This window comes from Collinsella sp. LCP19S3_F2 (assembly GCF_052121015.1).
GTDB lineage: Bacteria > Actinomycetota > Coriobacteriia > Coriobacteriales > Coriobacteriaceae > Collinsella.
The window spans coordinates 101,060-123,560 of sequence record NZ_JBQKFA010000007.1 but is presented as its reverse complement, the minus strand read 5'-3'; the positions used below and the strand labels follow the sequence as shown (position 1 = coordinate 123,560).

At 60.2% G+C, this 22,501-nt stretch carries 20 protein-coding genes; 17 read left to right on the top strand and 3 right to left on the bottom strand.

Annotation, left to right across the window (positions count from 1 at the left end; all coding sequences use genetic code 11):
* Positions 1 to 142 precede the first annotated feature (142 nt).
* On the top strand, positions 143 to 577 hold the full coding sequence (locus tag ACTQX9_RS07255; protein ID WP_441540896.1) for a hypothetical protein: 435 nt from the start codon (positions 143 to 145) through the stop codon (positions 575 to 577).
* 179 nt (positions 578 to 756) lie between these two features.
* Here ACTQX9_RS07255 and ACTQX9_RS07250 read toward each other — a convergent pair whose 3' ends face one another.
* Positions 757 to 1,578 carry a hypothetical protein gene (locus ACTQX9_RS07250; RefSeq protein WP_441540894.1) on the bottom strand — a complete coding sequence of 274 codons (822 nt, stop codon included), beginning with the start codon at positions 1,576 to 1,578 and terminating at the stop codon, positions 757 to 759.
* On the bottom strand, positions 1,568 to 2,026 hold the full coding sequence (locus tag ACTQX9_RS07245) for a TFIIB-type zinc ribbon-containing protein (RefSeq protein WP_441540892.1): 459 nt from the start codon (positions 2,024 to 2,026) through the stop codon (positions 1,568 to 1,570). Before ACTQX9_RS07245 ends, ACTQX9_RS07250 begins: the two co-directional genes overlap by 11 nt.
* Positions 2,027 to 2,531: 505 nt before the next feature.
* Between ACTQX9_RS07245 and ACTQX9_RS07240 the strand changes: the two genes are divergently transcribed.
* From ACTQX9_RS07240 to ACTQX9_RS07215, 6 genes are all read left to right on the top strand, one after another.
* Positions 2,532 to 2,720: a hypothetical protein gene (locus ACTQX9_RS07240; RefSeq protein ID WP_441540891.1), complete on the top strand. Its 189-nt coding sequence runs from the start codon at positions 2,532 to 2,534 to the stop codon at positions 2,718 to 2,720.
* A 1,125-nt stretch (positions 2,721 to 3,845) separates the two neighbouring features.
* Positions 3,846 to 4,232 carry a helix-turn-helix transcriptional regulator gene (locus ACTQX9_RS07235; RefSeq protein ID WP_441540889.1) on the top strand — a complete coding sequence of 129 codons (387 nt, stop codon included), beginning with the start codon at positions 3,846 to 3,848 and terminating at the stop codon, positions 4,230 to 4,232.
* Positions 4,233 to 4,389: 157 nt separating this feature from the next.
* Positions 4,390 to 5,496, top strand: a complete 1,107-nt coding sequence (locus tag ACTQX9_RS07230) for a hypothetical protein (protein WP_441540887.1) — start codon at positions 4,390 to 4,392, stop codon at positions 5,494 to 5,496.
* Positions 5,493 to 5,720 carry a hypothetical protein gene (locus tag ACTQX9_RS07225; RefSeq protein WP_441540885.1) on the top strand — a complete coding sequence of 76 codons (228 nt, stop codon included), beginning with the start codon at positions 5,493 to 5,495 and terminating at the stop codon, positions 5,718 to 5,720. The genes ACTQX9_RS07230 and ACTQX9_RS07225 overlap by 4 nt, the downstream gene beginning before the upstream one ends.
* A gap of 192 nt (positions 5,721 to 5,912) precedes the next feature.
* On the top strand, positions 5,913 to 6,101 hold the full coding sequence (locus tag ACTQX9_RS07220) for a hypothetical protein (protein WP_441540883.1): 189 nt from the start codon (positions 5,913 to 5,915) through the stop codon (positions 6,099 to 6,101).
* A 14-nt stretch (positions 6,102 to 6,115) separates the two neighbouring features.
* Positions 6,116 to 7,105: a PLP-dependent transferase gene (locus tag ACTQX9_RS07215; protein ID WP_441540881.1), complete on the top strand. Its 990-nt coding sequence runs from the start codon at positions 6,116 to 6,118 to the stop codon at positions 7,103 to 7,105.
* 104 nt (positions 7,106 to 7,209) lie between these two features.
* Here the strand turns inward: ACTQX9_RS07215 and ACTQX9_RS07210 are convergent, their stop codons facing one another.
* Positions 7,210 to 7,554 carry a winged helix-turn-helix domain-containing protein gene (locus ACTQX9_RS07210; protein ID WP_427794685.1) on the bottom strand — a complete coding sequence of 115 codons (345 nt, stop codon included), beginning with the start codon at positions 7,552 to 7,554 and terminating at the stop codon, positions 7,210 to 7,212.
* Positions 7,555 to 7,747: 193 nt separating this feature from the next.
* Here ACTQX9_RS07210 and ACTQX9_RS07205 point away from each other — a divergent pair, with 193 nt between their 5' ends.
* The 10 genes from ACTQX9_RS07205 (at position 7,748) to dnaG (ending at position 22,484) form a co-directional block, all read left to right on the top strand.
* Positions 7,748 to 9,259, top strand: coding sequence for an IMP dehydrogenase (locus ACTQX9_RS07205; RefSeq protein WP_154515410.1), 1,512 nt, complete (start codon positions 7,748 to 7,750; stop codon positions 9,257 to 9,259).
* 370 nt (positions 9,260 to 9,629) lie between these two features.
* The gene (gene leuS, locus ACTQX9_RS07200; protein WP_427747319.1) at positions 9,630 to 12,206 is read left to right on the top strand and encodes a leucine--tRNA ligase; all 2,577 of its coding nucleotides are present in this window, start codon (positions 9,630 to 9,632) and stop codon (positions 12,204 to 12,206) included.
* Positions 12,207 to 12,462: 256 nt separating this feature from the next.
* On the top strand, positions 12,463 to 12,957 hold the full coding sequence (gene rimP, locus ACTQX9_RS07195) for a ribosome maturation factor RimP (RefSeq protein ID WP_441033500.1): 495 nt from the start codon (positions 12,463 to 12,465) through the stop codon (positions 12,955 to 12,957).
* Between the two features lies 1 nt (position 12,958).
* Positions 12,959 to 14,206 carry a transcription termination factor NusA gene (gene nusA / locus ACTQX9_RS07190; RefSeq protein ID WP_154515419.1) on the top strand — a complete coding sequence of 416 codons (1,248 nt, stop codon included), beginning with the start codon at positions 12,959 to 12,961 and terminating at the stop codon, positions 14,204 to 14,206.
* 91 nt (positions 14,207 to 14,297) lie between these two features.
* Positions 14,298 to 16,973 (top strand): translation initiation factor IF-2, encoded by a 2,676-nt coding sequence (infB, locus tag ACTQX9_RS07185; protein WP_427719633.1) that lies wholly within the window; start codon positions 14,298 to 14,300, stop codon positions 16,971 to 16,973.
* Between the two features lie 11 nt (positions 16,974 to 16,984).
* Entirely contained in the window at positions 16,985 to 17,395 is a 411-nt protein-coding gene (gene rbfA, locus ACTQX9_RS07180; protein ID WP_117647311.1) for a 30S ribosome-binding factor RbfA, read from the top strand.
* Complete coding sequence (locus ACTQX9_RS07175; RefSeq protein WP_441540878.1) at positions 17,388 to 18,431, top strand: DHH family phosphoesterase; 1,044 nt, start codon at positions 17,388 to 17,390, stop codon at positions 18,429 to 18,431. The genes rbfA and ACTQX9_RS07175 overlap by 8 nt, the downstream gene beginning before the upstream one ends.
* A gap of 15 nt (positions 18,432 to 18,446) precedes the next feature.
* Positions 18,447 to 19,379 (top strand): tRNA pseudouridine(55) synthase TruB, encoded by a 933-nt coding sequence (gene truB, locus ACTQX9_RS07170; RefSeq protein ID WP_441540876.1) that lies wholly within the window; start codon positions 18,447 to 18,449, stop codon positions 19,377 to 19,379.
* A complete protein-coding gene (gene ribF / locus ACTQX9_RS07165; protein WP_441540874.1) occupies positions 19,376 to 20,383 on the top strand; it encodes a riboflavin biosynthesis protein RibF in 1,008 nt (335 codons plus the stop codon). The genes truB and ribF overlap by 4 nt, the downstream gene beginning before the upstream one ends.
* Positions 20,376 to 22,484, top strand: coding sequence for a DNA primase (dnaG, locus tag ACTQX9_RS07160; protein ID WP_441540872.1), 2,109 nt, complete (start codon positions 20,376 to 20,378; stop codon positions 22,482 to 22,484). Before ribF ends, dnaG begins: the two co-directional genes overlap by 8 nt.
* Positions 22,485 to 22,501 lie beyond the last annotated feature (17 nt).

Here is a 22,501-nt window from a genome sequence, read left to right as displayed (position 1 = left end):
TGCCTCTTGAACTCGTCGGTGAAATGCCTCGGGTGCCTGGGGTCCCTCATATACGGCCCTCCCGTCTCCTGCGCCCCTCCCGGAACTGTCCACATCAGTGTAGCCAATCCAGTTCTGGGCCGACTTCCTGGAGGACAGGACCGTGGTGGACGGCAGGAGGGCCTACACCCACGAGAGGCTGAGGCGGGCGCGCTCGTCGCTGTCGTCGCTGGTGTCGGCGGGGACGCTGTTCACCTACCTCGACCCCGCCCTGGCCAAGGCCGGCCCGCTGCCGTCGACCAACAACGTGATCGAGGGAGGGGTGAACTCGCAGCCGGGGGCCGTCCTGCGCAACCACCGGGGGCCGACGTCGGTCAAGCGCGTGAAGGCGGTGTTCCGGTGGTGCCACGAGCGCTCGGGGGACGCGAGGACGGCGCGCGGGAAGCTCGCCGCGATGCCGACCGACGCGGACATCGACTTCCTGTTCAGCGTCTACTCCGCCTCGCCGTCGCGCGAGGACGGAGGGCCGGAATGGGGCGACAGGGCCGTGTGGGAGGACCTCCACCACAGGGACCCGTACCCGTTCTGGCTGGATTAATGGATGGAAACGGATGTTCTATCGGGACACACATTTTGTCCTATAGGCCCTGTTATTGGGCTTGGGCACCGGGGTCGATATGGGTCCCGGTGCCCTTTTGTTGCTAATTGTCCGCCCCTCAGCGCTGTCGTATGTTGACGTGGTGTTGCACAATGGGGCGAGAGGCCGCCATTCTAGGTCTATCCGATAATTCCAGGAAGAATAGGGGCGATGAGTACGCCCAGCTTCGTTACGTTCTCAATAAACGTAGCCCCTTCGTTGATGCCCTTTAGGGTGTTCCATAGCGACTTTAGTATTGACGGTTTAGGCTGCGGAGTCTCAAGAACGTCTTTCATCGCGGCGATTGCATCCGCAGCAATTGTCCTGTTCTCATTGGAAAGCTCGTGGAGGGAGCTTTCCAGTTTTCCGATTATGTCGTTGAGCGCGTTAACGTCTATGCCGTTTGACTGATTTATGGTCGTACTTGACCCGTTCGTTGTCTGGGAAGCGATGGCGGCTCCTGAGTTGCCGAAATTGTTTACCTGTGTCACGGATTCATCCAATCCTAGTTCGATGCCCTTTAGTGTGATGGCCTGATTGACTCCGTTTACGAGACGTCTCGCTACGTCATTCAGGAAGCCTTCGGCCATATCGTCATATTTCCTTGAACCGTGTGCGTAGCCTAGAAGGAGGTGAAACGACTGGCATAGCTTTCTGTCGACTATGGCTTTGAGTATGAGATACGTTACGGCGCTTTCGCCCTCGCAGCTAGGCGGGAAGTTAAATATGGTATATGGAGCCGAATTTACTTCATCGATTTCGGCGTTTTCGTCGAACCCGCTAGGCAAATGGTTTGCCACACAATCCTCAATGAACGCTCGCGTTACAGGCTGCCCTTCAATAAAGTTGAGGTAGCGAGTAAGGGCTGTGGTGAGGCCATTGTAGTCAGACCTTAAAAGATTGCTGGCTTCAGCACTATGTTTGAAGAGTAGTTTTCGCAGCTCAATCTTCTCAGAATCCATTGAATTGTCCTATTCCGCAGTAGGGGCATGTGTATAAAGACATCGCAAGTGCAGGGGATACCTTTGATATGCGACTGCAGTCCTTGCAGGTTACCTTCTGAAGGGCTTCGATTGCTTGCCGGATTGGAATCTCGGGCTCCTTTTCATTGTATGATTTCACACTGAAAGAGACGAGACCATTGCCCTTTCCGCCAAGCTCCTCCTTAATCAAATCTTCTAGCTCCGGCACGACCACATTCGCTGTTTTTGACAAGGCCAGGGCGATGACGTCCGATGTGAAGAAGCTGTCCGAGATAAGGCCGCACAGAGGGCAGTGGATATCTAGGACGGAATCACTCTCATACTCATCAACGGCGACTTTGAATAGCTCTCCGCAGTTCGGACATTGGAAAAGCACGCAGCCGTCTTCATCGGAAGGTATCGAGATGTTGAACCGAAGGTTGTCCATATTGCCTCCTTTCAGGAAATCTAATCGATAATATCTTGGCTTCGGGTTAAATAACGTAACGCCTCAAGGCATCCGTGGAGCTCGGAATCGTCGTTAATTCGCCCAACGAATCCAAAGGGCCTCGAGCAGCTTTCGGACCCTTGTTATATCCGCGCATGGGGTGCCTCACGTATTGATTGTAATGGGAAACTGCTGCTACCGTAGTGGATTGATGTTTCGGTTTCGTCCATAGAATCGCACAGTTTAAACAGCCTGGAGCGATCTATTGTCTGATATACATCTTCGTTGAGCGCTTCATCATGAGGCGATTAAGTATGAACAAGGCGCCCATTGAATCAATTACGATCGCGTCGGAAATGTTGGTGTAACCGCACGGCTGCTTCATCCATCCTTTGCGAGTGGTCTCGCCAAATTGCCCGTCCGGGAGAACAGTAGATCGAGCGCTGCGCCCCGCTCCCAGGGGTACGGCCCTCCTGCTTAAACTGCTCACTTTTAAATGACCCCTGTGCTCAATTCTCGGTGGCTATTTGAGGAAGATGAGCTCGATTTAAGTGAGTTGCTCGAGTATCTGAGGGCGCTCATCGCGGACGATCGCAAGATAATGCACGGTAATAGCGAGCTGAGACGGCTTATTAGAGAATATGACTTCCTTAAATACAAGAAGGCCTTCGACATATCGGCTACTAGTGAGTAATCCCACTTAGCGTCTATGAAGAAGGCGATCTTTGTAAACTATGGCATCTGAGCGTATAGTGCGAACACCACGTGCAAATGCATACTTAATATAACGCTTTCTGCTTGAAATCACAATGGTGTCTGTTTCGACCTGCCAATCAAGGGAAAATGGTGTAGAGTATCTTCCAGCAATACAAAAGCTCTTTGGGAGCTTTAAGGGTGACGCTTTCAAACTGAGAGTGTTGCCCTTTTTCATGTATGCAATGTGTGACGTACTAGTCAAGCACCATCCCGGCAATGGAATGATCGAGCATGGGCGGCTTCTACTGGTTGACGTGATCGTGGTCAAACAAGTGATATCGATTAGAATTAAATCAATTGCGCTGGAAGCCTTCGGGCGACACCTGAAGAGGGCTGATGCGTCGGTCCTCTTTTTTGTTTGGATGTAAGATTCGGCTAGGCAAAACAAGGATCTCATTTGGGGAGAAACAAATATCCGGCGGATTTCCGCTTCGGGACGCGCGGTTTAGGCGTGCTTTTCGGAAGTGCGGGGAAAAATCGGAAATCTCCGAGCATAAACCGAATTTCGACAATAAAACCGCAGGTCGCGGAAGGCTAAAACAGGGATCTGGTCTGTCGATCTCGTTTTTTCACCGCACTTCCGGAAACACCCGACGGAAGTATGCGGCAAATTTTGGAACCCTCGAGCACACTGCCCATTTCGTGAAAAGAAATCGCAGGTAGAAGCGTTGCCGCTATCCAGTGTGGTCTGCATTTCAACAATTTGCCGCATACTTCCGGAATTTGTACAAGCTCGACTGGGTTGTTTGTCGTTTGGTGCTGATGAATCTTGACCGGACCTTGTTATTTGTATTTAAATATTCAAACTTAACTTATAAGTTAAGTGTGAATAGAAATGAGAGGTAGCCCTTGGTAGAAGGATATGAACTTGTCGAATACAGAGACCCCAAGGGCCGACCGTTTTGGGAGTTGACGACTTCTCCCGACAACTCTCAATTTCAGAAGATGTTGTCAGACCCTAAGCGGAAATTAACCGCTCGAACAATGATCGGCCGTAATAGCTCGTCAGCTTCTGGAGCCTGGGCGCTGACTTTTATGCCTGGCTTCTGAAACGGAGAATACAATGAATAAAGTAGATCTATCTGATTTTTATGACGAAACAGAAAGTATCGAAACGCGCGCTTATGAACATGCACTAGATATTGAGTTTATTGTTCATCGTGAAATGAAACATTTGGGATTGAGCAAAAGTGAGCTGGCAAATCGTATGGGCATAAGCCTTCAGTCGCTTTCGAAGCTGTTGAATTCTCAGCCCAATATGACGTTGAAGACGATCGCTAGGTTCGAACTTGCTCTGGGCATTAAGATCGTTCCGCAGGTTATCGTCGGCTATTCCAAAGAACCGCCGTTTCCTTCGTCCGATGATTCAGTGCGAGAGCAATGTACATTGCCTGCCATTCTCCCTGCGGAGCTGTCAGCAGATTGTGATGTTCCTTTTCAGGGCGAATAGCATTTCCTCGATGAATCTAAGTCGAATGAGTTGCCACTCCCACATCCTCTGAAGATGTTCTTAATAGAGTTTTAATAGTTGCCTTCGACCTACATTAACAGCGTACAATACGAACCTTTGACTATGGCAAATGTGGAATTAAGGGGAGGAGTGCGCCATGGAGGTGCTGGTTGTTGGCAATACCGCATATGTTGACGATGACTTTTGTGCCAAGGCGTTCCCTGGGGACCACGTTAAGGTCGTAGCCGCCGCGGATGCGCATCGTGACGAGTCGTCGCCCCATGCCTCGTGGAAAGAGCTTCTACAACACCTGGATCAGGCCTATGAGTTCGACCGTGTGGTCTATCTGTCTAACTATCTCACGCCGCATACCGAGACCTTTGGCGATATCGAGCTGCTGCGTTCGGTCTTTCGTGTGTGCATGGGGCGCCGGGTTCAGCTGCTGTATGTAGCCGGGCCCGCGGGCGCTGAGGGTGCCGCCGATGCCGCGGAACAAACGGGGAAGGGCATTATCGCCCGCGTGGCCAACGACCTGTGCCGCCACTACGCTGCGCGCGAATACGTTCAGGTAAAGATCCTGCGCGTGCCCTTCCTGTACACTGCCTCCGCCGCGCTGGAAGATCCGTTTTTGGTGCCGCTGTTCGACGCGTGCTCAACCGGATCGGTTGCTCTGCAGGGCGCGGAGGATGCGGCATTTCCCCTGTTGTTCGCCGAGGAACTCGCGGTGCTGGTGCACCGCATCTTCGATAGCTGGGACGCCTCCTTTGAGACGCTCGACGTTGCCGATACCTTCCATCACACGTCGGGTGAAGTGGGCGAGGCCCTCAAGGTGCTGTTCCCAGGGCTCTCCGTTGCCTATGGCGATTCTGCCGGCTATGCCCTGTCCGTCAGCGACGTCGCCCGCGTTCGCTATGGCTGGTTTCAGCGCTATGACCTGCTGCGCGATCTTTCGACCATTCATGCTCGCTGGGATGCTGGCCGCGCAGGGAAGGTCAACCCCTTGCGCGCCGCCATCGACCGCATCCAGATGCACACGCTGCCTATTAAATGCCTGGAGACGGGCGTTGCCTGGGTTCTGTTTGAGGTGCTGGAGCATCTGTTCTCCCAGTCGGCCCAGCTCAACGTGCTCGATTATCGCCTGCTCTACGTCGTGCTCATCGGCACGCTGTATGGCCTGGACTTTGGTCTGGCTGCGGCGCTGCTGGCATCGGTTGGGTTGGCTGTGAGCTACTTTACCCAGTATGGCTATACCTTCCAGGCATGATGGTCATTCACTACACGGGCCAGACCGCTGGCGACGATATCGTGCGCGCTTTTGGGCGCACCAAGTTCACCGTTAAGTCCAAGATTATGCGCGGCGACAAGGTCGAGATGGCCGTCGAGGTGTTCTCTGACGGTGTAGATATGCCCTATGCCGACGCTATCCGTGCCCTCGATGGCGTGGAGGACCTAACGCTCATCCAATACAACGGCGAATACCACGGCTAGAACCCTAGCGAGTAGATCGCACAAAGAGGGGCGCTCCTGGTCGAGCAGTCCGGCGTTCGTTAGAACGCCGGAACGAACAGGTATCATGGTGAAAGCGATTTCAACGACAGGTGTGCTCGTGGTAAAGATGAAGGATGTGGCCGAGTCCGTAACGTACGCATTGTTGGCGATGTCTCGTCGGTCGAGGTGCTTGTGAACGATGGTGCGCTCGTGTTCTCGACGCGCATCTATCCCGAGGGCTATGGCGTGACCGTTGACGCTCCGGGTGCGAGCGTGACCTATCGCACGTTCAACATCCAGGCGACTCGTCGCATATCGGCGCTATACTTCAGCCGTTGCCCACGATGCGGGAAACATCTGCATCGTGGGCTTTTGTTTTGAAGGGACGGTGTCACGTGGACGCACAACAGCTAGAAGAGGCCTGGGCTGCAAGGGCTGGCGCGCGCGAGGCGCGACTGGTTGCAGCCTCGCATGTGCCGGCGGCGCTTTCGCTTCTGGGGATTGTGCGCCCCGACGATCGCCTGGTGGCCTTTGCGGATGACTTTGCCGAAGCGTTTGCTTGCGGCTTTGAGGGCTGCGATGTCGTGCTGGTGGGCTCGCCGTCCGCCGAGGCGTTTGCTGCTGCGTCCGAGGGCTTTGATGCTTCGCTTGATGCCGAGGGGCCGCACCTGTGGTGGTTCGCCAACTCCATTGGCGCGTTCGGTCTGCGTGTGCCCGATTTGCGCGCGTTAGGCCGCGCCGCGCGTGAGGCCCATGCGCTGCTGGTTGTTGACAACACCGTGGCTGACGTCTTTGGCTGCAATCCGCTGCGCTTGGGCGCCGTGCTGTCGCTCGAGGCACTCGACCGCGTGTGTGCCGGTAAGGCCCCGCGTAAGCTCGTTGCCGCTTCGGTGGCGCGATCGCAGCTCAAGCGCCATCGTGTGGATGCCGCGGCTGAGTGCGCGCATGCGTTGTTTGCGGGCTGCGGTGCGTCGGCGCTCGATCTTTCTGCTGAGGAGGCCGACGTGCTGGAGTGCGGGTTTTCCTCGCTTAACGCTCGCATGCAGGCTCACTTCGATCGAGCACGTGCGCTGGCCGAGTATCTGGCCGCGAACGAGATGGTGCGCAACGTGCGCTATCCCGGGCTGAGCTCGCATCCTGACCATGCGGTTGCAACGGGAATCCTCGAGCATGGCTTTGGCCCGGCAGTTGAGTTTGACCTTATCGAGCGTAGCGCGGGAGAGTTGTTCGACGGTTTGCCGGGGGAGTTTCGCACATCGTTCGCCGGCGGCGCAACGACGCGTCTTTCGGCGCCACGTGGCAAGCAGGGGGACACCATCCGCCTCTTCGCCGGTACCGACGATCCCCTGACGGTAGCCGCCGCCCTCGATAACGCCCTCCGATAGTAGCTAATTTGGGACGGGGCTTTTTTAGCTACCCAATGTCAATTTTTGGCTATGAGTTAAGAATGCTCTGGATGGGTAGCTAAAAAAGCCCCGTCCCAAATTAGCTACTCTTTGATGGTGTCGATCAGGTCGTTGGCCCTTGCGGCTATGACCTGGTTTATGTCGGCCTGCAGCTCCTCGTAGGCCGCTATGGCTCGCTCGCCGGCGGGGGTGAGCGAGCTCCCGCGGGCGCCGTCGCGCTCGATGAGCTTGCACCCCAGCTGTCCCTCGGCCTCGTTCACAATGCGCCATGCCTTGGAATAGGCCATGCCCATGCTCTTGGCGGCGCGGTTGATCGAGTGTTCGCGGGCGATACCCTGCAGCAGCAAGACGCAGCCGTGGCCGAACACGCCCGGCAGATCTTTGTCGCACGACTGAATGACCAGTTTTGCCGTCGTCTTGTACTCCATGCGCTCCACGTCTCTCCGCTAAAGTGTCTGCTGGGCAAACGCAAAGCCTGCGTTAAACCCTCGTGTGCTCTTCTTAAATCATGCATTGTAGCAGTCAAAGTGCGTTAAGATACTTGCCCAGTATTGGGCGCCCAAGGTTGGGCTGGGTCCTACGAGGCCTGCAGCCGACCGGTCGCATGGAAAAAGGAGAAACATGGCTACGTTCTTTCCCGGTGAGTCCCACACGTTTTCGGAGTATCTGCTGGTCCCTGGTTACTCGTCCTCGCAGTGCATCCCTAACAACGTCTCTCTTAAGACGCCGCTGACCCGCTTTAAGCGCGGCGAGAAGCCGGCAATCACCCTGAACATCCCCATGGTTTCCGCCATCATGCAGTCCGTCTCGGGCGTCGACATGGGTGTCGCGCTCGCTACCGAGGGTGGCCTGTCCTTCATTTACGGTTCCCAGACCCCCGAGTCCGAGGCCGCCATGGTCAAGGCCGTCAAGGATCACAAGGCCGGCTTTGTCCAGTCCGATTCCACGCTGACCCCCGACATGACCATGGAGCAGGTCATCGAGCTCAAGGAGAAGACCGGTCACTCCACCATGCCGGTCACCGACGACGGCACTCCCAAGGGCAAACTCCTGGGTATCGTCACCAGCCGTGACTATCGCCCCAGCCGCGATGACCACCAAAAGAAGGTCTCCGAGTTCATGACCCCGCGTGAGCAGCTCATCGTGGGCGACAAGAACATCAGCCTCAAGGTTGCCAACGACGTCATCTGGGACAACAAGCTCAACGCCCTGCCCATCGTCGACGACAACGATCACCTTATGGGCATTGTCTTCCGCAAGGACTACGACAGCCACAAGACCAACCCCAACGAGCTGCTCGACGGCGACAAGCGCTACATGGTCGGCGCCGGCATCAACACCCGCGACTATGCCGAGCGCGTGCCGCTGCTCATCGAGGCCGGCGCCGATGTCCTGTGCATCGACTCTTCCGAGGGCTTCAGCGAGTGGCAGAAGCGCACCATCGAGTGGATCCGCGCCAACTACGGCGAGGACGTCAAGGTCGGTGCCGGCAACGTCGTTGACGCCGAGGGCTTCCGCTTTTTGGCCGACTGCGGTGCCGACTTTATCAAGGTCGGTATCGGCGGCGGTTCCATCTGCATTACCCGCGAGACCAAGGGCATCGGCCGTGGCCAGGCCACCGCGCTGATCGACGTCTGCCGCGCTCGCGACGAGTACTACGAGGAGACCGGCGTCTACGTGCCCGTGTGCTCCGACGGCGGTATCGTCTACGACTACCACATGACGCTCGCTCTTGCCATGGGTGCCGACTTTATGATGCTGGGCCGCTACTTTGCCCGCTTTGACGAGAGCCCGACCGAGCGCGTCAACGTCAACGGTCAGTACATGAAGGAGTACTGGGGCGAGGGTTCTGCGCGTGCCCGCAACTGGCAGCGCTACGACCTGGGCGGCGCCGCAAAGCTCAGCTTCGTCGAGGGCGTCGACTCTTACGTTCCCTACGCCGGCTCCCTTAAGGACGGCGTGGGCGGCACGCTCTACAAGATCAAGTCCACGATGTGCAACTGCGGTGCCCTCTCGATTCCCGAGCTCCAGAAAAAGGCACGTCTGACCCTGGTGAGCTCGACCTCGATCGTCGAAGGCGGCGCCCACGACGTAGTCGTCAAGGATTCGCAGCAAAGCGTCAGCTACCGCTAAGCGGCTTTCCCAAGCACCGCACCTTGCCGTTCAAACCGTCGCTCGCGTACCAAAGTACGCGTCGCTCCTCTTTCACGGCAATCTGCGGCACTTGGAAAACCCGACCATGCTTGGGCAGGTAACAATTAGCGGTTGATTCACAACCACGTTATTAAGATAAAGCGAGATGCCTGCAAGTCGCAGGCATCTCGCTTGTCGTATTTGCTATCATCAGTCAAGTTAACCTTAGGGTCGGTCGGCTTGGCTTTGTTCGCTACAAGTTCCGCACGCAAAGAAGAGCACTTAATGTGCTCTTCGTCTTGCGCAGGACTGTCCGCAGTAGCGAATAAAGCCAAGCCGACCGACCCCAGCTAAGATTAAAGGAGCTGATATGTGCGATTGCACAGATCATAAGGACGAGATCCCTGCCTACGACGCGCAGGCCATTGAGTCCAAGTGGATGAAGGCCTGGGAGGACTCCAACCTCTTTGCCGTCGACACCGACGCCAGCAAGCCCAAGAAGTACGTGCTCGAGATGTTCCCGTATCCTTCGGGCGACCTGCACATGGGCCACGCGCGCAACTATACCATCGGCGATGCCATGGCCCGTCAGGCCCGCATGCGCGGCTTTGACGTGCTGCACCCCATTGGCTTTGACGCCTTTGGCCTGCCCGCCGAGAACGCCGCCATCAAGCACAACACGCAGGCTGCCGCCTGGACGTATAAGAACATGGACCAGGCGCTCGCCACGATGAAGCGCATGGGCTTCTCCTACGATCTGGATCGCATGGTCAAGACCTGCAGCCCCGACTACTACCGCTGGGGTCAGTGGATCTTTGAGAAGATGTGGGAAAAGGGCCTGGTCTACCGCAAGAAGAACCCGGTCAACTGGTGCCCCAACTGTAAGACCGTTCTGGCCAACGAGCAGGTTACCGAGGGCAAGTGCTGGCGCTGCGGCACCGAGCCCGAGAAGCGCGACCTTGAGCAGTGGTACTACAAGATTACCGAGTACTCCCAGGAGCTGCTCGACGATCTGGAGAAGCTCCCCGGCTGGCCCGAGCGCGTTAAGCAGATGCAGGCCAACTGGATCGGCCGCTCCGAGGGCGCCGAGGTCGACTTTACCCTGTGTGATGCCAACGGCGATCCCATCGAGGGCGACGAGGGCAAGATCACCGTCTTCACCACGCGTGCCGACACGCTCTTTGGCGTCTCCTTCTTTGTCCTGGCTCCCGAGTACGCTCGTCTGCACGAGCTCGTCGAGGGCACGGAGTACGAGGAGGCCGTGACCAAGATCGTCGAGGACTCCAAGCATATCTCTGCTGTCGAGCGTGCCCAGGGCACCCTCGAGAAGCACGGTGCCTTTACGGGCCGCTACGTGGTTAACCCCGTCAACGGCGAGAAGGTTCCCGTGTGGGTTGCCGACTATGTCGTTGCCGATTACGGCACCGGCGCCGTCATGGCCGTTCCCTGCGGCGACCAGCGCGACTTTGAGTTTGCCCGCAAGTACGACCTCCCGATCGTCCCGATCATCCTGGACGATGACGACCGCGCTGCCGTTGAGGCCAGTGGCGAGACCATCGATACCTTCCATGCCGAGACCGTCGACTGGGATTGCGCCCACGCTGCCGAGGGCACGCTCGTCCAGTCCGGCAAGTACACCGGCATGCGCGGCGGTAAGCACTCCGAGGGCGAGGCTGCCATCGTGGCCGACCTCGAGGCCATGGGCTGCGGTCGTCGTAAGGTCGAGTTCCGCCTGCGCGACTGGCTCATCAGCCGTCAGCGCTATTGGGGCAACCCCATCCCGGCCATCCATTGCGAGCACTGCGGCATTGTGCCCGTGCCCGAGGACCAGCTGCCGGTGACGCTGCCCGAGAACCTGGACCTGGGCGCCGGCGAGACCCTCGCCGAGTGCAAGGACTTCTACGAGACCACCTGCCCGGTCTGCGGCCGCCCGGCCAAGCGCGAGACCGATACCATGGACACCTTCACCTGCTCCAGCTGGTATTACCTGCGCTATACCGACCCGCACAACACCGAGCTGCCCTTCTCCCGCGAGGCGGCAGACCGTTGGATGCCCGTCGATAACTACATCGGCGGCATCGAGCACGCCATTTTGCACCTGCTCTACAGCCGCTTCTTTACCAAGGCGCTGCGCGACCTGGGTCTGCTGAGCGTTGACGAGCCCTTTACCAACCTGCTGTGCCAGGGCATGGTCAAGGACGAGAACGGCGACACCATGTCCAAGTCCAAGGGCAACGTCGTGCCTCCGAGCTCGGTTATCGAGCCCTACGGCGCCGACACCATGCGTCTGGCGATCCTGTTTATCGCCCCGCCCGAGAAGGACTTTGACTGGGATCCCAAGGCCGTCGAGGGTGCCAACCGCTTTATCAAGCGCGCCTGGCGTATCGTGTGGCAGCTTGTCCAGTCGGGTGATGCCAACGTTGCCTTCGACAAGTCCGTGCTCGACGAGACCGCGATGAAGCTCTATCGCGAGCGTCACCGCACCATCGCCAAGTGCACCGAGGACTTCGATCGCGGCCAGTTTAACACCGCGATCTCGGCCGTCATGGAGCTCGTCAATGCAGCGAGCGCCTACCTCAACGCCACCGAGGGCGCATCGCGCGACAAGGCACTGTGCTACGGCGTGGCCAAGGACATCGTGAGCGTCCTTGCCCCCATCTGCCCGTTCTGGGCCGACGAGCTGTGGCACGAGGCACTCGGCTGCGAGGGCAACGCCTACACCGCCGCCTGGCCCGAGTTTGACCTGGCCGAGTCCATCGAGGACACGGTGCAGATCGTGGTCCAGGTGCTCGGTAAGGTCCGCGGCCGCATCGATGTGGCCCGCGATGCCTCCAACGAGGAGATGCAGGCTGCCGCCGAGGCCGCTGTTGCCAAGTGGCTCGAGGGCAAGACGGTCGTCAAGGCCATCTGCGTGCCCGGCAAGCTGGTCAACCTGGTGGTTAAGTAAACCTCGCGCATATAGTTGATGCACAATAGACGAGGGGCGATCCGGCTGGGTCGTCCCTCTTTTTGGATGTGGATACTTGCGACTACACCCAATTATCCATTTCTTGTGGAGAACCTGTGCTCACGCTGACCTGCGGGTTTGTGCTATGGTTGCACGTTTTCGCAGGTATTGGTATAGTTTGCTTGCAAATGAAGTTGTAATTGAAAGAAGTGGGGTTTCGGCCCCGCTTCTTTTTTGTATGGATGGAGGTGCCGCAATGGTCAAGACCAAGACCGAGCAGGCGATCATCGACGCGCTCGAGGCCGTCGCTCCCCAGCACGATGTCGATATTGTCGACGTTGAGCTCGTGGGTGCCACCAAGGCCCCCTGCGTGCGTGTGCGTATCGAGGGTGCCGAGGGTCAGAGCCTGTCGCTCAACGACGTCACGGCCAACACCAAGTGGGTCGGCGACGTGATCGAGGAGCTCGACCCCATCTCTTCGAGCTATACGCTCGAGGTGTCGAGCCCGGGTATGGCGCGCCCGCTGCGCCGTCCGCGTGACTTTGCCCGCTTTGTGGGCGAGGACTGCGAGCTTTCCTCCACCGCCACCGAGGGCCGTCGCAAGTACTCCGGCAAGATTGCCGCCGCGACCGAGACCAACGTAACCCTCGAGCTCGAGGACGGCGAGTCTGTCACCCTCGATTTTTCCGATGTTAAAAAGTGCAAGTTGAAGCCCGTCTATGACTTCAAGCCCGCGAAGGAAGGAAACTAACATGGCAGCATCCGACATGATGTCCGCCCTGATGGAGCTTTGCCAGGAGAAGCACATCGACCAGCTCTACCTGATCGACCGCCTGGAGCAGTCGCTCGCCAAGAGCTATGCCGAGATCCTGCATCTTGAGTGGGGCGCCAAGGTGACCATCGACCGCACCACCGGCAAGATCTATGTCTACCGCCTGGAGCCGATCGACGATTCCATGGACGAGGAGGGCAACTTCACCGAGTTCGAGGAGATCGACGTCACCCCCAAGAACACCAGCCGCATCGCCGCCCAGCACGCCAAGGCCGAGATCAACGCCATCGTGCGCAACTCCGCCCGCGAGCAGATCTACGAGGAGTTCTCCGGCCGTATCGGCGACCTCATCAGCGGTACCGTACTGCAGTCCACACCCGACTTTACGATCGTCAAGATCCGCGAAGGCGTCGAGGCCGAGCTTCCGCACTTTGATCAGCGCCGCTACGAGAACGAGCGCAACGAGCGCCCCATGGGCGAGCGCTATCTGCACAACCAGCACATCAAGGCCGTGATCATTGACGTTCGCGACCCCAACTCCACGCTTCCGCCGGTTCGCGGCGAGCACAGCCGTCCGCCAATCGTTATCTCGCGTACCCATCCCGAGCTCATGCGTCGTCTGTTTGAGCAGGAGGTGCCCGAGATCTATGAGGGCACCGTCCAGATCAAGTCGATCGCCCGCGAGCCCGGCCAGCGCTCCAAGGTCGCCGTCCACTCGCTCGATGACCGCCTGGATCCCGTGGGCGCCTGCGTCGGTCCCAAGGGCAGCCGTGTGCGCGCCGTCGTGGGTGAGCTGCGCGGTGAGCGCGTCGACGTTATCCTGTGGGATGCCGATCCGGCCGTCTACGTCGCCAACGCCCTGTCGCCCGCCAAGGTCACTCGCGTCCTTATCGACGAGGAGAAGGCCTATGCCGGCGTCATCGTGCCCGACGACCAGCTTTCGCTCGCCATCGGCAAGGAGGGCCAGAACGCCCGCCTGGCCGCACGCCTGACCGGCTGGCACATCGACATTAAGTCCGAGACCCTTGCCGCCGACATCCTCAAGAACGTTCCCGTTCACGAGGAGCCCGCCGCCGACCTGATCGGTGACGAGGAGGATGACGACGCCCGCCGCTGCGAGTACGTGTCCGAGGACGGCATCCAGTGCCGCAACCAGGCCCGTCCCGGTTCCCGTTTCTGCGGTGTCCACGACACCGACGCCTTCGATGATGCGGAGGACCTGATCTAGCGCGCGGTTGCGCTGGACAGGTTCCGGCGCACATCCCACGCTCGTTCAGTCTCTAGGCACCCAAGGTGCCAGAAAGGGTAGGTGAAGTCATATGGCAAAAGTCCGTGTGTCCACCCTGGCCAAAGAGTTCGGCATGACCTCCAAGGAACTGATGGGTCACCTCGCCGAAATGAAGATTCCCGCTAAGTCTGCTTCCTCCGCCCTGGAGGACGCTTATGTTGCCATGGTCCGCAAGCAGCTTGCCTCGGTGATCGAGGCCCGCGCCCAGGAAGTCGAGGCCGCCAAGCAGGCCGAGGAGGAGGCTGCCGCCGCCGAGGAGGCAGCGCGTGCCGCCGAGGCCGAGCGCGAGCGCATCGCCGCCGAGAAGGCACGCGAGGAGGAGCGCCGCCAGTTTGCCGCCGCCCAGGCCGCCGAGGAGGCAGCCCGTGCCGAGGCCGAGGCCAAGAAGAAGGCCGAGCAGGAGCGCCTTGCCCGCGAAAAGGAGGAGGCTGCTCGCGAGGCCCAGCGCCGCGCCGTTCCCGCTTCCGACTCCGGTTCGCGCTTCCGTTCGCTGCTCGATCAGATCGCCGCACAGGAGACCGTGCTCAAGGAGAAGAAGGACGCCGAGGACAAGGCCAAGGCCGAGCGCGGCAACCGTCGCGGTGGCAACAACGATCGTCGTGGCGGCCGTCGCAACGACCGCAACGCCTCCGAGAGCCGCCCGCACAGCCATCGCACCAACGCCAGCAACAATGTCGCTGCCGGCATGGATTTTCCCAACCCCGATAAGCAGGGCAAGGGCAAGAAGCGCAAGGGTGGTCACAACAGCGAAGAGGACCACTACAGCCGCATGGCGCGCGAGGCCGAGGAGTACAGCCGCGAGAAGGTTCTCGAGGAGGCCCGTGCCGCCGTCGAGGAGGCCTCTCGCGAGTCCACCGGTCGCCGCAAGAAGCGCAAGGAGAAGCGCGAGCGCGAGGCCGCTAGGGCTCAGGAGGAGCGCAAGATTGAGGAGGCGCTGGCCCAGGGCGTGAACCCCGAGGAGCTCGACGCCATCAAGGTCTCCCAGGGCGTTACCGTCCAGGAGCTTGCCGAGGCGCTCGACGTTCCGGCCAACGACATCATCAAGCGCCTGTTCCTGCTGGGCACGCCGCTCACCATGACGCAGTCCATGTCCGACGACCTTGTCGAGCTCGTTGCCGACGACTTGGGCCGTCAGATCAGGATCATCACCCCCGAGGAGGAGAACACCTTCTCGTTCTACGATGATCCCGCAGACCTTAAGCCCCGCGCCCCGGTCGTCACCGTCATGGGTCACGTCGACCACGGCAAGACGAGCCTGCTCGACGCCATCCGCCACACCGGCGTTGCTGCCGGCGAGGCTGGCGGCATTACCCAGGCCATCGGCGCATCGCAGGTCATGATCAACGACCGCAAGATCACCTTCATCGATACCCCGGGCCACGCTACCTTTACGGCCATGCGTGCCCGTGGCGCCAAGGTGACCGACATCGTCATCCTGATCGTCGCCGCCGACGACGGCGTCATGCCCCAGACGGTCGAGTCGATCAACCACGCCAAGGCCGCCGGCGTTCCCATCGTCGTCGCCGTCAACAAGATCGATAAGCCCGGCGCCAACCCCGACCGCGTGCGCCAGGAACTCACCGAGTACGGCGTCATCCCCGAGGAGTGGGGCGGACAGAATATGTTCGTCAACATCTCGGCCAAGCAGAAGATCGGTATCGACGACCTTCTGGAGACCGTGCTGCTCCAGGCTGACGTGCTTGAGCTCAAGGCCAACCCCGATACCTTCGCCTCCGGCAACGTCCTCGAGGCCAAGCTCGACAAGGGCCGCGGCTCGGTCGCTACCGTGCTCGTGACCCGCGGTACCCTGCACGTGGGCGATACGCTGGTCGCCGGCCTTACCTATGGCCGCGTCCGCGCCATGCTCGATCCCAAGGGCCGCGCCGTCACCGAGGCCGGTCCCTCCGACGCCGTCGAGATCCTGGGCCTGCAGTCCGTGCCCAACGCCGGTGATGAGTTCCGCGTGTTCGAGGACGAACGCGAGGCGCGCGCCCTGGCCGATGAGCGCTCGCTCAAGGCCCGTATCGAGGAGCAGAGCCGCGTGAAGCACGTCACGCTCGAGAACCTCTTCGAGACCATCGCCGATGCCGAGGTCAAGGAGCTCAACCTGATCATCAAGGCCGACGTCCAGGGCTCCATCGAGGCCCTTCAGGACTCGCTCGACAAGATGGATCAGTCCGAGGTCCGCATCAACACGATTCACTCCGCGGTCGGTGCCATCAACGAGACCGACGTCGTCCTGGCCGACGCCTCCAACGCCATCATCATTGGCTTTGGCGTGCGTCCCGACGGTAAGGCCCGCTCCGCTGCCGAGCGCGAGGGCGTCGAGATTCGTTGCTACGACGTTATCTACAAGTGCCTCGAGGAGCTCGACGCTGCCCGTATCGGCATGCTCAAGCCCACCGAGGTCGAGGTCTCCACGGGTACCGCGACCGTCCTGGACACCTTTAAGGTGCCCAAAGTCGGTATCGCCGCCGGTGTCCGCGTCGAGGAGGGCGAGATCGCCGCGACCGATTCCGTGCGCCTGGTGCGCGACGGCATCGTTGTCTTTAACGGTAAGATCGCCTCGATGCGCCACTACAAGGACGAGGCCAAGAGCCTCAAGAGCGGTTCCGAGGGCGGCATTGGCCTGGAGAACTTCCAGGACATCAAGCCCGGCGACCAGATCGAGGGTTACCGTATCGACCAGGTTGCCCGTACCGAGTAGGGGGTAGCGCTATGAAGCAAACGCAGGCAACCCGCCGTCTGGGCGAGCAGCTTCGCGAGAAGCTCGGTTATATCCTTCTCTTTGAGGTTTCCGATCCGCGTCTCGACCTGGTCACCCTGACCGCGGTCGAGGTCGCGGTGGACCGTTCGTTCGCGCGCGTGTACGTGTCGTGCGATGCGAGCCGCTACGATGAGGTCATGGAGGCGCTCGCCAGCGCCAAGGGTCGCATTCGCAGCCTGTTGGCTCGCTCGCTCGACTGGCGCGTCACGCCCGAGCTCGATTTTCGCATCGATCGCTCGACCGATGAGGCCGAGCGCATTACGCGTGCGCTGGAGAATGTCCCGGCCACGCTGGCGATCGAAAAGGACGAGGACGGCTATCCCATAGCGGATGCCGCCCAGGAGGCAGCTTTAGATGAGTAATTCCGCCGACCTCGCATCGTGCGAGTCTGCAGATATTCAGCGACGCATCCTCGAGCTCATCGAGGGTGCGTCCTCCATTGCGATTTCGGGACATACGTCTCCCGATGGTGACGCCCTGGGCTCCGTGCTGGGTCTGGGCTTATCGCTTATGAAGTTTTTCCCCAACAAGGACATTGCCCTGTTGCTGGCAGACGATGACCCGGTTCCGCGCATCTACCGCTTTATGGAGGGCGCCGACCGTCTGGTGCCGGCATCTGCGTATACCGGCAATCCGGATCTGTTCATCTCCGTGGACGTGCCGGTCGTCGAGCGTCTGAACAACTCCGCCGAGGTGCTCCGCCGCTCGTCGCATGTGGTGTGCTTCGATCACCATCCGGCGCGGGAGGAATTTGCCGAGCTGAGCCTGAGGTGCGTCGGCGCCGCGGCCTGCGCCATGATCATCGACCGCTTTTTGGACAATTGCGGCATTGTGGCTCGCAACGGTGTCGCGACCTGCCTGCTGTGCGGCCTGGTGACCGATACCGGTCGTTTTCAGTACCAAAACGCCGATGCTGCTGCGTTCCATGCCGCCTCGCGCCTGGTCGCGCACGGTGCCGATCCGGCGCGCGTCGCGCTCGAGGTCTACCAGAGCATGCGCGTAGAGTTCTTGCATCTCAAGTCCATCGTTATGGGTCGTATCAAGACCGTGGCGCACGGTCGCGTGGCATATAGTTATGCGTACCAGAGCGACCTCGAGGCCTGCGGCGTCACTTCGGATGAGTGCGACGGTCTGGTCGATGTGGTGCGTTCGGTGATGGGCGTTGAGGTCTGCCTGTTCCTAAAGGGCATCGAGGGCGATACTAAAGTGCGCGGCAACCTGCGCTCCAAGGGCGACATGGATGTCTCCGAGATTGCGGCCAACTTTGGCGGAGGCGGACATCACGCTGCTGCCGGCTTTACCAATAATGGAACGATTTTCGAGACGCTCACCGCGGCACTTCCCATGCTGGCCGAGCTGGTGGGGGAGGATCCCGCTTCGGTGATCGTCGAGCTCTAACTTTTTGGATGGTACATGGCTCGTCGTACGCCTTCTCAATTGAATATGCTGCTCGCCGTCGATAAACCGGTGGGCTGCACGTCCCACGACGTGGTTTCGCGGTGCCGGCGCGCCCTCCATGAGCGGCGCGTCGGTCATGCCGGCACGCTCGACCCCATGGCGTCGGGTGTCATGGTGGTGGGCGTGGGCCAGGCTACGCGTCTGCTGGGCATACTTACCCTCGATACCAAAAGTTACGTCGCCGATATCTCGTTTGGCGCCGAGACCAATACCGACGATGCGGAAGGCGAGGCCGTCCGTACGGTTGCCATTGCACCCGAGCTGCGCGATCCGGCCTATGCCCGTGAGCGCTTGAGCGCCATGCTGGGCCCTCAGATGCAGGTTCCGCCGGCGTTTTCGGCTATTTCGGTCAACGGCGTGCGCGCCTATAAGTCTGCACGTGAGGGCAATGCCGCTGAGTTGCCTGCGCGCCCGGTCGAGGTATATTCTGCCGACCTGATCGCCGTGAGTGGCGAGGGCGATTCCTGCATTTGGACCGTTGCCTTCTCGGTGAGCAAGGGCACCTATATCCGTGCGCTCGCTCGCGACCTGGGTCGCGCCTGCGATAGTGCCGCGCATATTTCCGCGCTGCGCCGTACCGCTTCTGGCATTGTCTCCATCGGTGCCTGCCATGCAGTCGAGGAACTTTCTCCCGAGTCCGCTGCCGGCTTTGCCTTGGACCCCATTGCGGCTCTCGGCGCCACGCGCGTCGACTTGCCGGGCAATCTTGCGGAAGATCTGCTGTGCGGTCGTCGTATTCCCATTGATCGCGCGCTCGCCGGCTTCGATGTGTCTAAAGCGCCGTTTGCGCTGGTGCTCGATGGCGGGCTCAAGGCTTTGGCTCGTATCGAGGATGGTCGCTTTGTGATGGAGCACGTCTTTCCGCAGGCGATCGGCGGTGTTCGATGATGCTGGACCCTCGCGAGCTCGCGCGCACATTTTTTGTGGGCGCGGCGGCGGAGGCCCGCATCGTTTTGGCTGATGCTTTTGGTGACTGCGAGTCTATGGGTGCCGCCTCGATTGCCATCGGCGTGTTCGATGGCGTGCATAGGGGACATCGTGAGCTGATCGACGCGGTCATTCGCGATGCGCGCGTCCGCGGCTGCAAAGCGGTTGTCGTAACGTTTGACCCTGATCCAGATGTTGTGGTGAGCCCTGCGCCCGCTCAAAAATTGATGACGACGGCCGACCGCCTGCATGCCCTGGCTCAGACTGGGGTCGATGCCGTGGTGGCTGTTCCCTTTACGCCTGTGGTAGCGTCGCTCGACCACGTGGGCTTTCTTGAGCTGTTGGCGCATGTTGTCGACATTCGCTCCATTCGCGTTGGCAGCGATTTTAGGCTTGGCCGCGGCGGCGCCTCGGGCGTTGCCGAGATGCAGGCATGGGGTGTCGAGCGCGGTGTTGACGTGTATGGGCACAATTTGCTGTGCGAGGCCGGCGAGGCTATCTGCGCCACCCGCATTCGACGTGAGCTGAGCTTGGGCCACGTTGAGCTTGCGGCCGATCTACTCGGCCGTCCCTATATGGTGCGCGGCGGCGTGATTCGCGGTCGCCACGAGGGCTCCGATATGGGATTTCCTACGGCAAACCTGCTGGTGCCAAACGGAATTCAGCTGCCTGCCGATGGCGTCTACGAGGGCCTTGTGCTGGTCGACGATACCGTGTGGCCCGCTGCCGTCAACGTGGGCCTGCCGCCGACGTATGCCGACGATGCCGCCTCGGCGCATCTCGAGGCCAACTTGATCGGGTATGCGGGCGACCTGTATGGACGTTCGGTTTCGTTGGCGTTTACGCGTTGGCTGCGTCCTTCGCGCGTGTTTGATTCGCTGGACGAGCTTATCGCGACCGTCGAGGGTAATATTGACGATATCCGTCATAACTTGGGTGAGCAGGGGGTGGGCATCCGTGATTAGCGATGAGGAGAAAGACCAGGTGCGCGCTGCGTCCGACCTGGTTGCCATTGTGCAGGAAACGGTTGAGCTCAAGCCCCGCGGCCATGAGTTTTGGGGTTGCTGCCCCTTCCATGGCGAAAAGACCCCATCGTTTCACATTATCCCCGCTACGCAGGTGTGGCACTGCTTTGGCTGTGGCGAGGGCGGCGACGTCTTCACCTACATCATGAAGCGCGAGAACCTGAGCTTTCCCGAGTCGATTCGTTACCTGGCCGATCGTGCCGGCATTGAGCTGCACGATACCGGCGCGCAGCGCGATCGCGGCACCAAGCGCGCCCGCATCTATGACCTGTGCGCCGAGACGGCCCAGTTCTATCACACCATGCTCATGCGCGGTAAGGACAGCCGTCCGCGCGAGTACTTTGCCAGCCGCGGTATGGGTGGCGACGTCTGCCGTCGCTACTGCCTGGGCTTTGCGCCGGGTCGCAATATGTTGGTGGCCCATCTGTCGCAGAAGGGCTTTACCCCGCAGGAGATGATCGACGCCAACGTGGCCGTGAGCCGCGGGCGCGGACAGCTTGCCGATCGTTTTTACGACCGTGTGATGTTTCCCATCTTTGACGAACAGGGTCATAACATCGCCTTTGGCGGTCGTATTATGGGCGACGGCCAACCCAAGTATCTCAACACCGCCGAGACGAGCGTGTTTCATAAAAAGAGAAACCTCTACGGCTTTAACTGGGCCAAGGAGTTTATCGTCGCGCAGGATACCGCCATCGTGGTGGAGGGATATACCGATTGCATCGCCTGCTGGGAGGCGGGGATCAAAAACGTCGTCGCCACGCTGGGTACGGCGCTGACGGAACATCACGTAAAGACGCTCACTCGTTTTGCCAAGCGCATCGTGTATATGTTCGATGGTGACGCCGCCGGTCAAAAGGCCGCGCGCCGCGCGATTCAGTTTATCGAGCAGGACTCGATGGACCTGCGCTGCGTGGTGCTTCCCGACGGCAACGACCCTATGGAGTTCATCACGGCGCATGGTGGCGAGGCACTGCAGGCGCGTATCGACGCCGCCGAGCCCCTCATGGACTTTGTGTACCGCTCACTGCAGGAGTCGAGCGACATTACCACGCCGGGCGGTCGCGTCAAGGCGCTCGAGGATGCGCTGACGCTCATCTATCCGCTGCGCGATAGCTACATGATCGATACGTACTTTATCCAGATCGCCGACCTTCTGGGCCTGGATTTGGAGACGGTACGCTCGAGCTCGGGCCGTGTGTTTCGCGATGTCGCCAAACGCGAGGACGCCGAGCGTCGTCGCGAGCAGAACTACGAGCGCCAGCGGGCACAGGCCGAGCGCGCAGGAGGCGCGGGCGGTCGGGTGTCCGGTCCGCAGGGGGCATCTCGCGGCGCCTGGGCGTCGGGGACGACGCCGCCGGTATCCGCACCGGTCGAGGAGGAACCGTACGACTATGTGCCGCTCGAGGCCTACGGGGCCGCGCCGGTCGAGGTCGTCGACGATATGCCGCCGATCGATGTGCCTGCTGGCATGGACGCGGCGCCCGCGAGGTCTGCTTCGAGCGCTTCCGTTCCGGCGACGCCGATTGTTCTGACCGATCTGGAGCGGAAGTCTCTGGCGGGGGAGCGCGAGCTGTTGACGATGCTCACCAGCTACCCCGACCTATTCCGCACGTACGCCGATCGCATCTGCTCGATCGAGTGGGTAGACCCCCGTCACGAGTCCATCGCGTGGGCCGTGCTCGCGACACCGCCGGGCACCGATCCCGCGGCGTGCATGGACGCCGCGCGCGCGGTGTGTCCCGAGGCGGCTTCGCTTGTCAGCGCCGGGCGCATCTCGGCGACGAGCAAACATCCCACCGAGACGAACATCGTCTTTATGCTCGATACGCTTGAGCTTTACACCATCAAGCGCCGTATGCGGGCTGCTCAGGCCAAGCTGCGCCAGGACCGGTCGCTCGACGATGACGCGCGCCGTGCATTGACCATGCAGGCCGCGCAGGATTCTTTGCGCCAGCGCGAGCTCCAGAAATCGATTGGCGGCGTGGCCGATCCGTTCCGGTTGATTGGTTTGGAGGCCGCGGGTCCCGATCAGGCCTAGATGTTGTGGTCAATCGG

Bases quoted from the DNA above. Each gene is read 5' to 3' on its own strand.
- rbfA (WP_117647311.1), top strand. From the start codon at position 16,985: ATGAAGCAAACGCAGGCAACCCGCCGTCTGGGCGAGCAGCTTCGCGAG.
- ACTQX9_RS07245 (WP_441540892.1), bottom strand. From the start codon at position 2,026: ATGGACAACCTTCGGTTCAACATCTCGATACCTTCCGATGAAGACGGC.
- ACTQX9_RS07225 (WP_441540885.1), top strand. From the start codon at position 5,493: ATGATGGTCATTCACTACACGGGCCAGACCGCTGGCGACGATATCGTG.
- rimP (WP_441033500.1), top strand. From the start codon at position 12,463: ATGGTCAAGACCAAGACCGAGCAGGCGATCATCGACGCGCTCGAGGCC.
- infB (WP_427719633.1), top strand. From the start codon at position 14,298: ATGGCAAAAGTCCGTGTGTCCACCCTGGCCAAAGAGTTCGGCATGACC.
- ACTQX9_RS07230 (WP_441540887.1), top strand. From the start codon at position 4,390: ATGGAGGTGCTGGTTGTTGGCAATACCGCATATGTTGACGATGACTTT.
- ACTQX9_RS07175 (WP_441540878.1), top strand. From the start codon at position 17,388: ATGAGTAATTCCGCCGACCTCGCATCGTGCGAGTCTGCAGATATTCAG.
- ribF (WP_441540874.1), top strand. From the start codon at position 19,376: ATGATGCTGGACCCTCGCGAGCTCGCGCGCACATTTTTTGTGGGCGCG.
- ACTQX9_RS07210 (WP_427794685.1), bottom strand. From the start codon at position 7,554: ATGGAGTACAAGACGACGGCAAAACTGGTCATTCAGTCGTGCGACAAA.
- ACTQX9_RS07235 (WP_441540889.1), top strand. From the start codon at position 3,846: ATGAATAAAGTAGATCTATCTGATTTTTATGACGAAACAGAAAGTATC.
- leuS (WP_427747319.1), top strand. From the start codon at position 9,630: ATGTGCGATTGCACAGATCATAAGGACGAGATCCCTGCCTACGACGCG.
- nusA (WP_154515419.1), top strand. From the start codon at position 12,959: ATGGCAGCATCCGACATGATGTCCGCCCTGATGGAGCTTTGCCAGGAG.
- truB (WP_441540876.1), top strand. From the start codon at position 18,447: ATGGCTCGTCGTACGCCTTCTCAATTGAATATGCTGCTCGCCGTCGAT.
- ACTQX9_RS07250 (WP_441540894.1), bottom strand. From the start codon at position 1,578: ATGGATTCTGAGAAGATTGAGCTGCGAAAACTACTCTTCAAACATAGT.
- ACTQX9_RS07205 (WP_154515410.1), top strand. From the start codon at position 7,748: ATGGCTACGTTCTTTCCCGGTGAGTCCCACACGTTTTCGGAGTATCTG.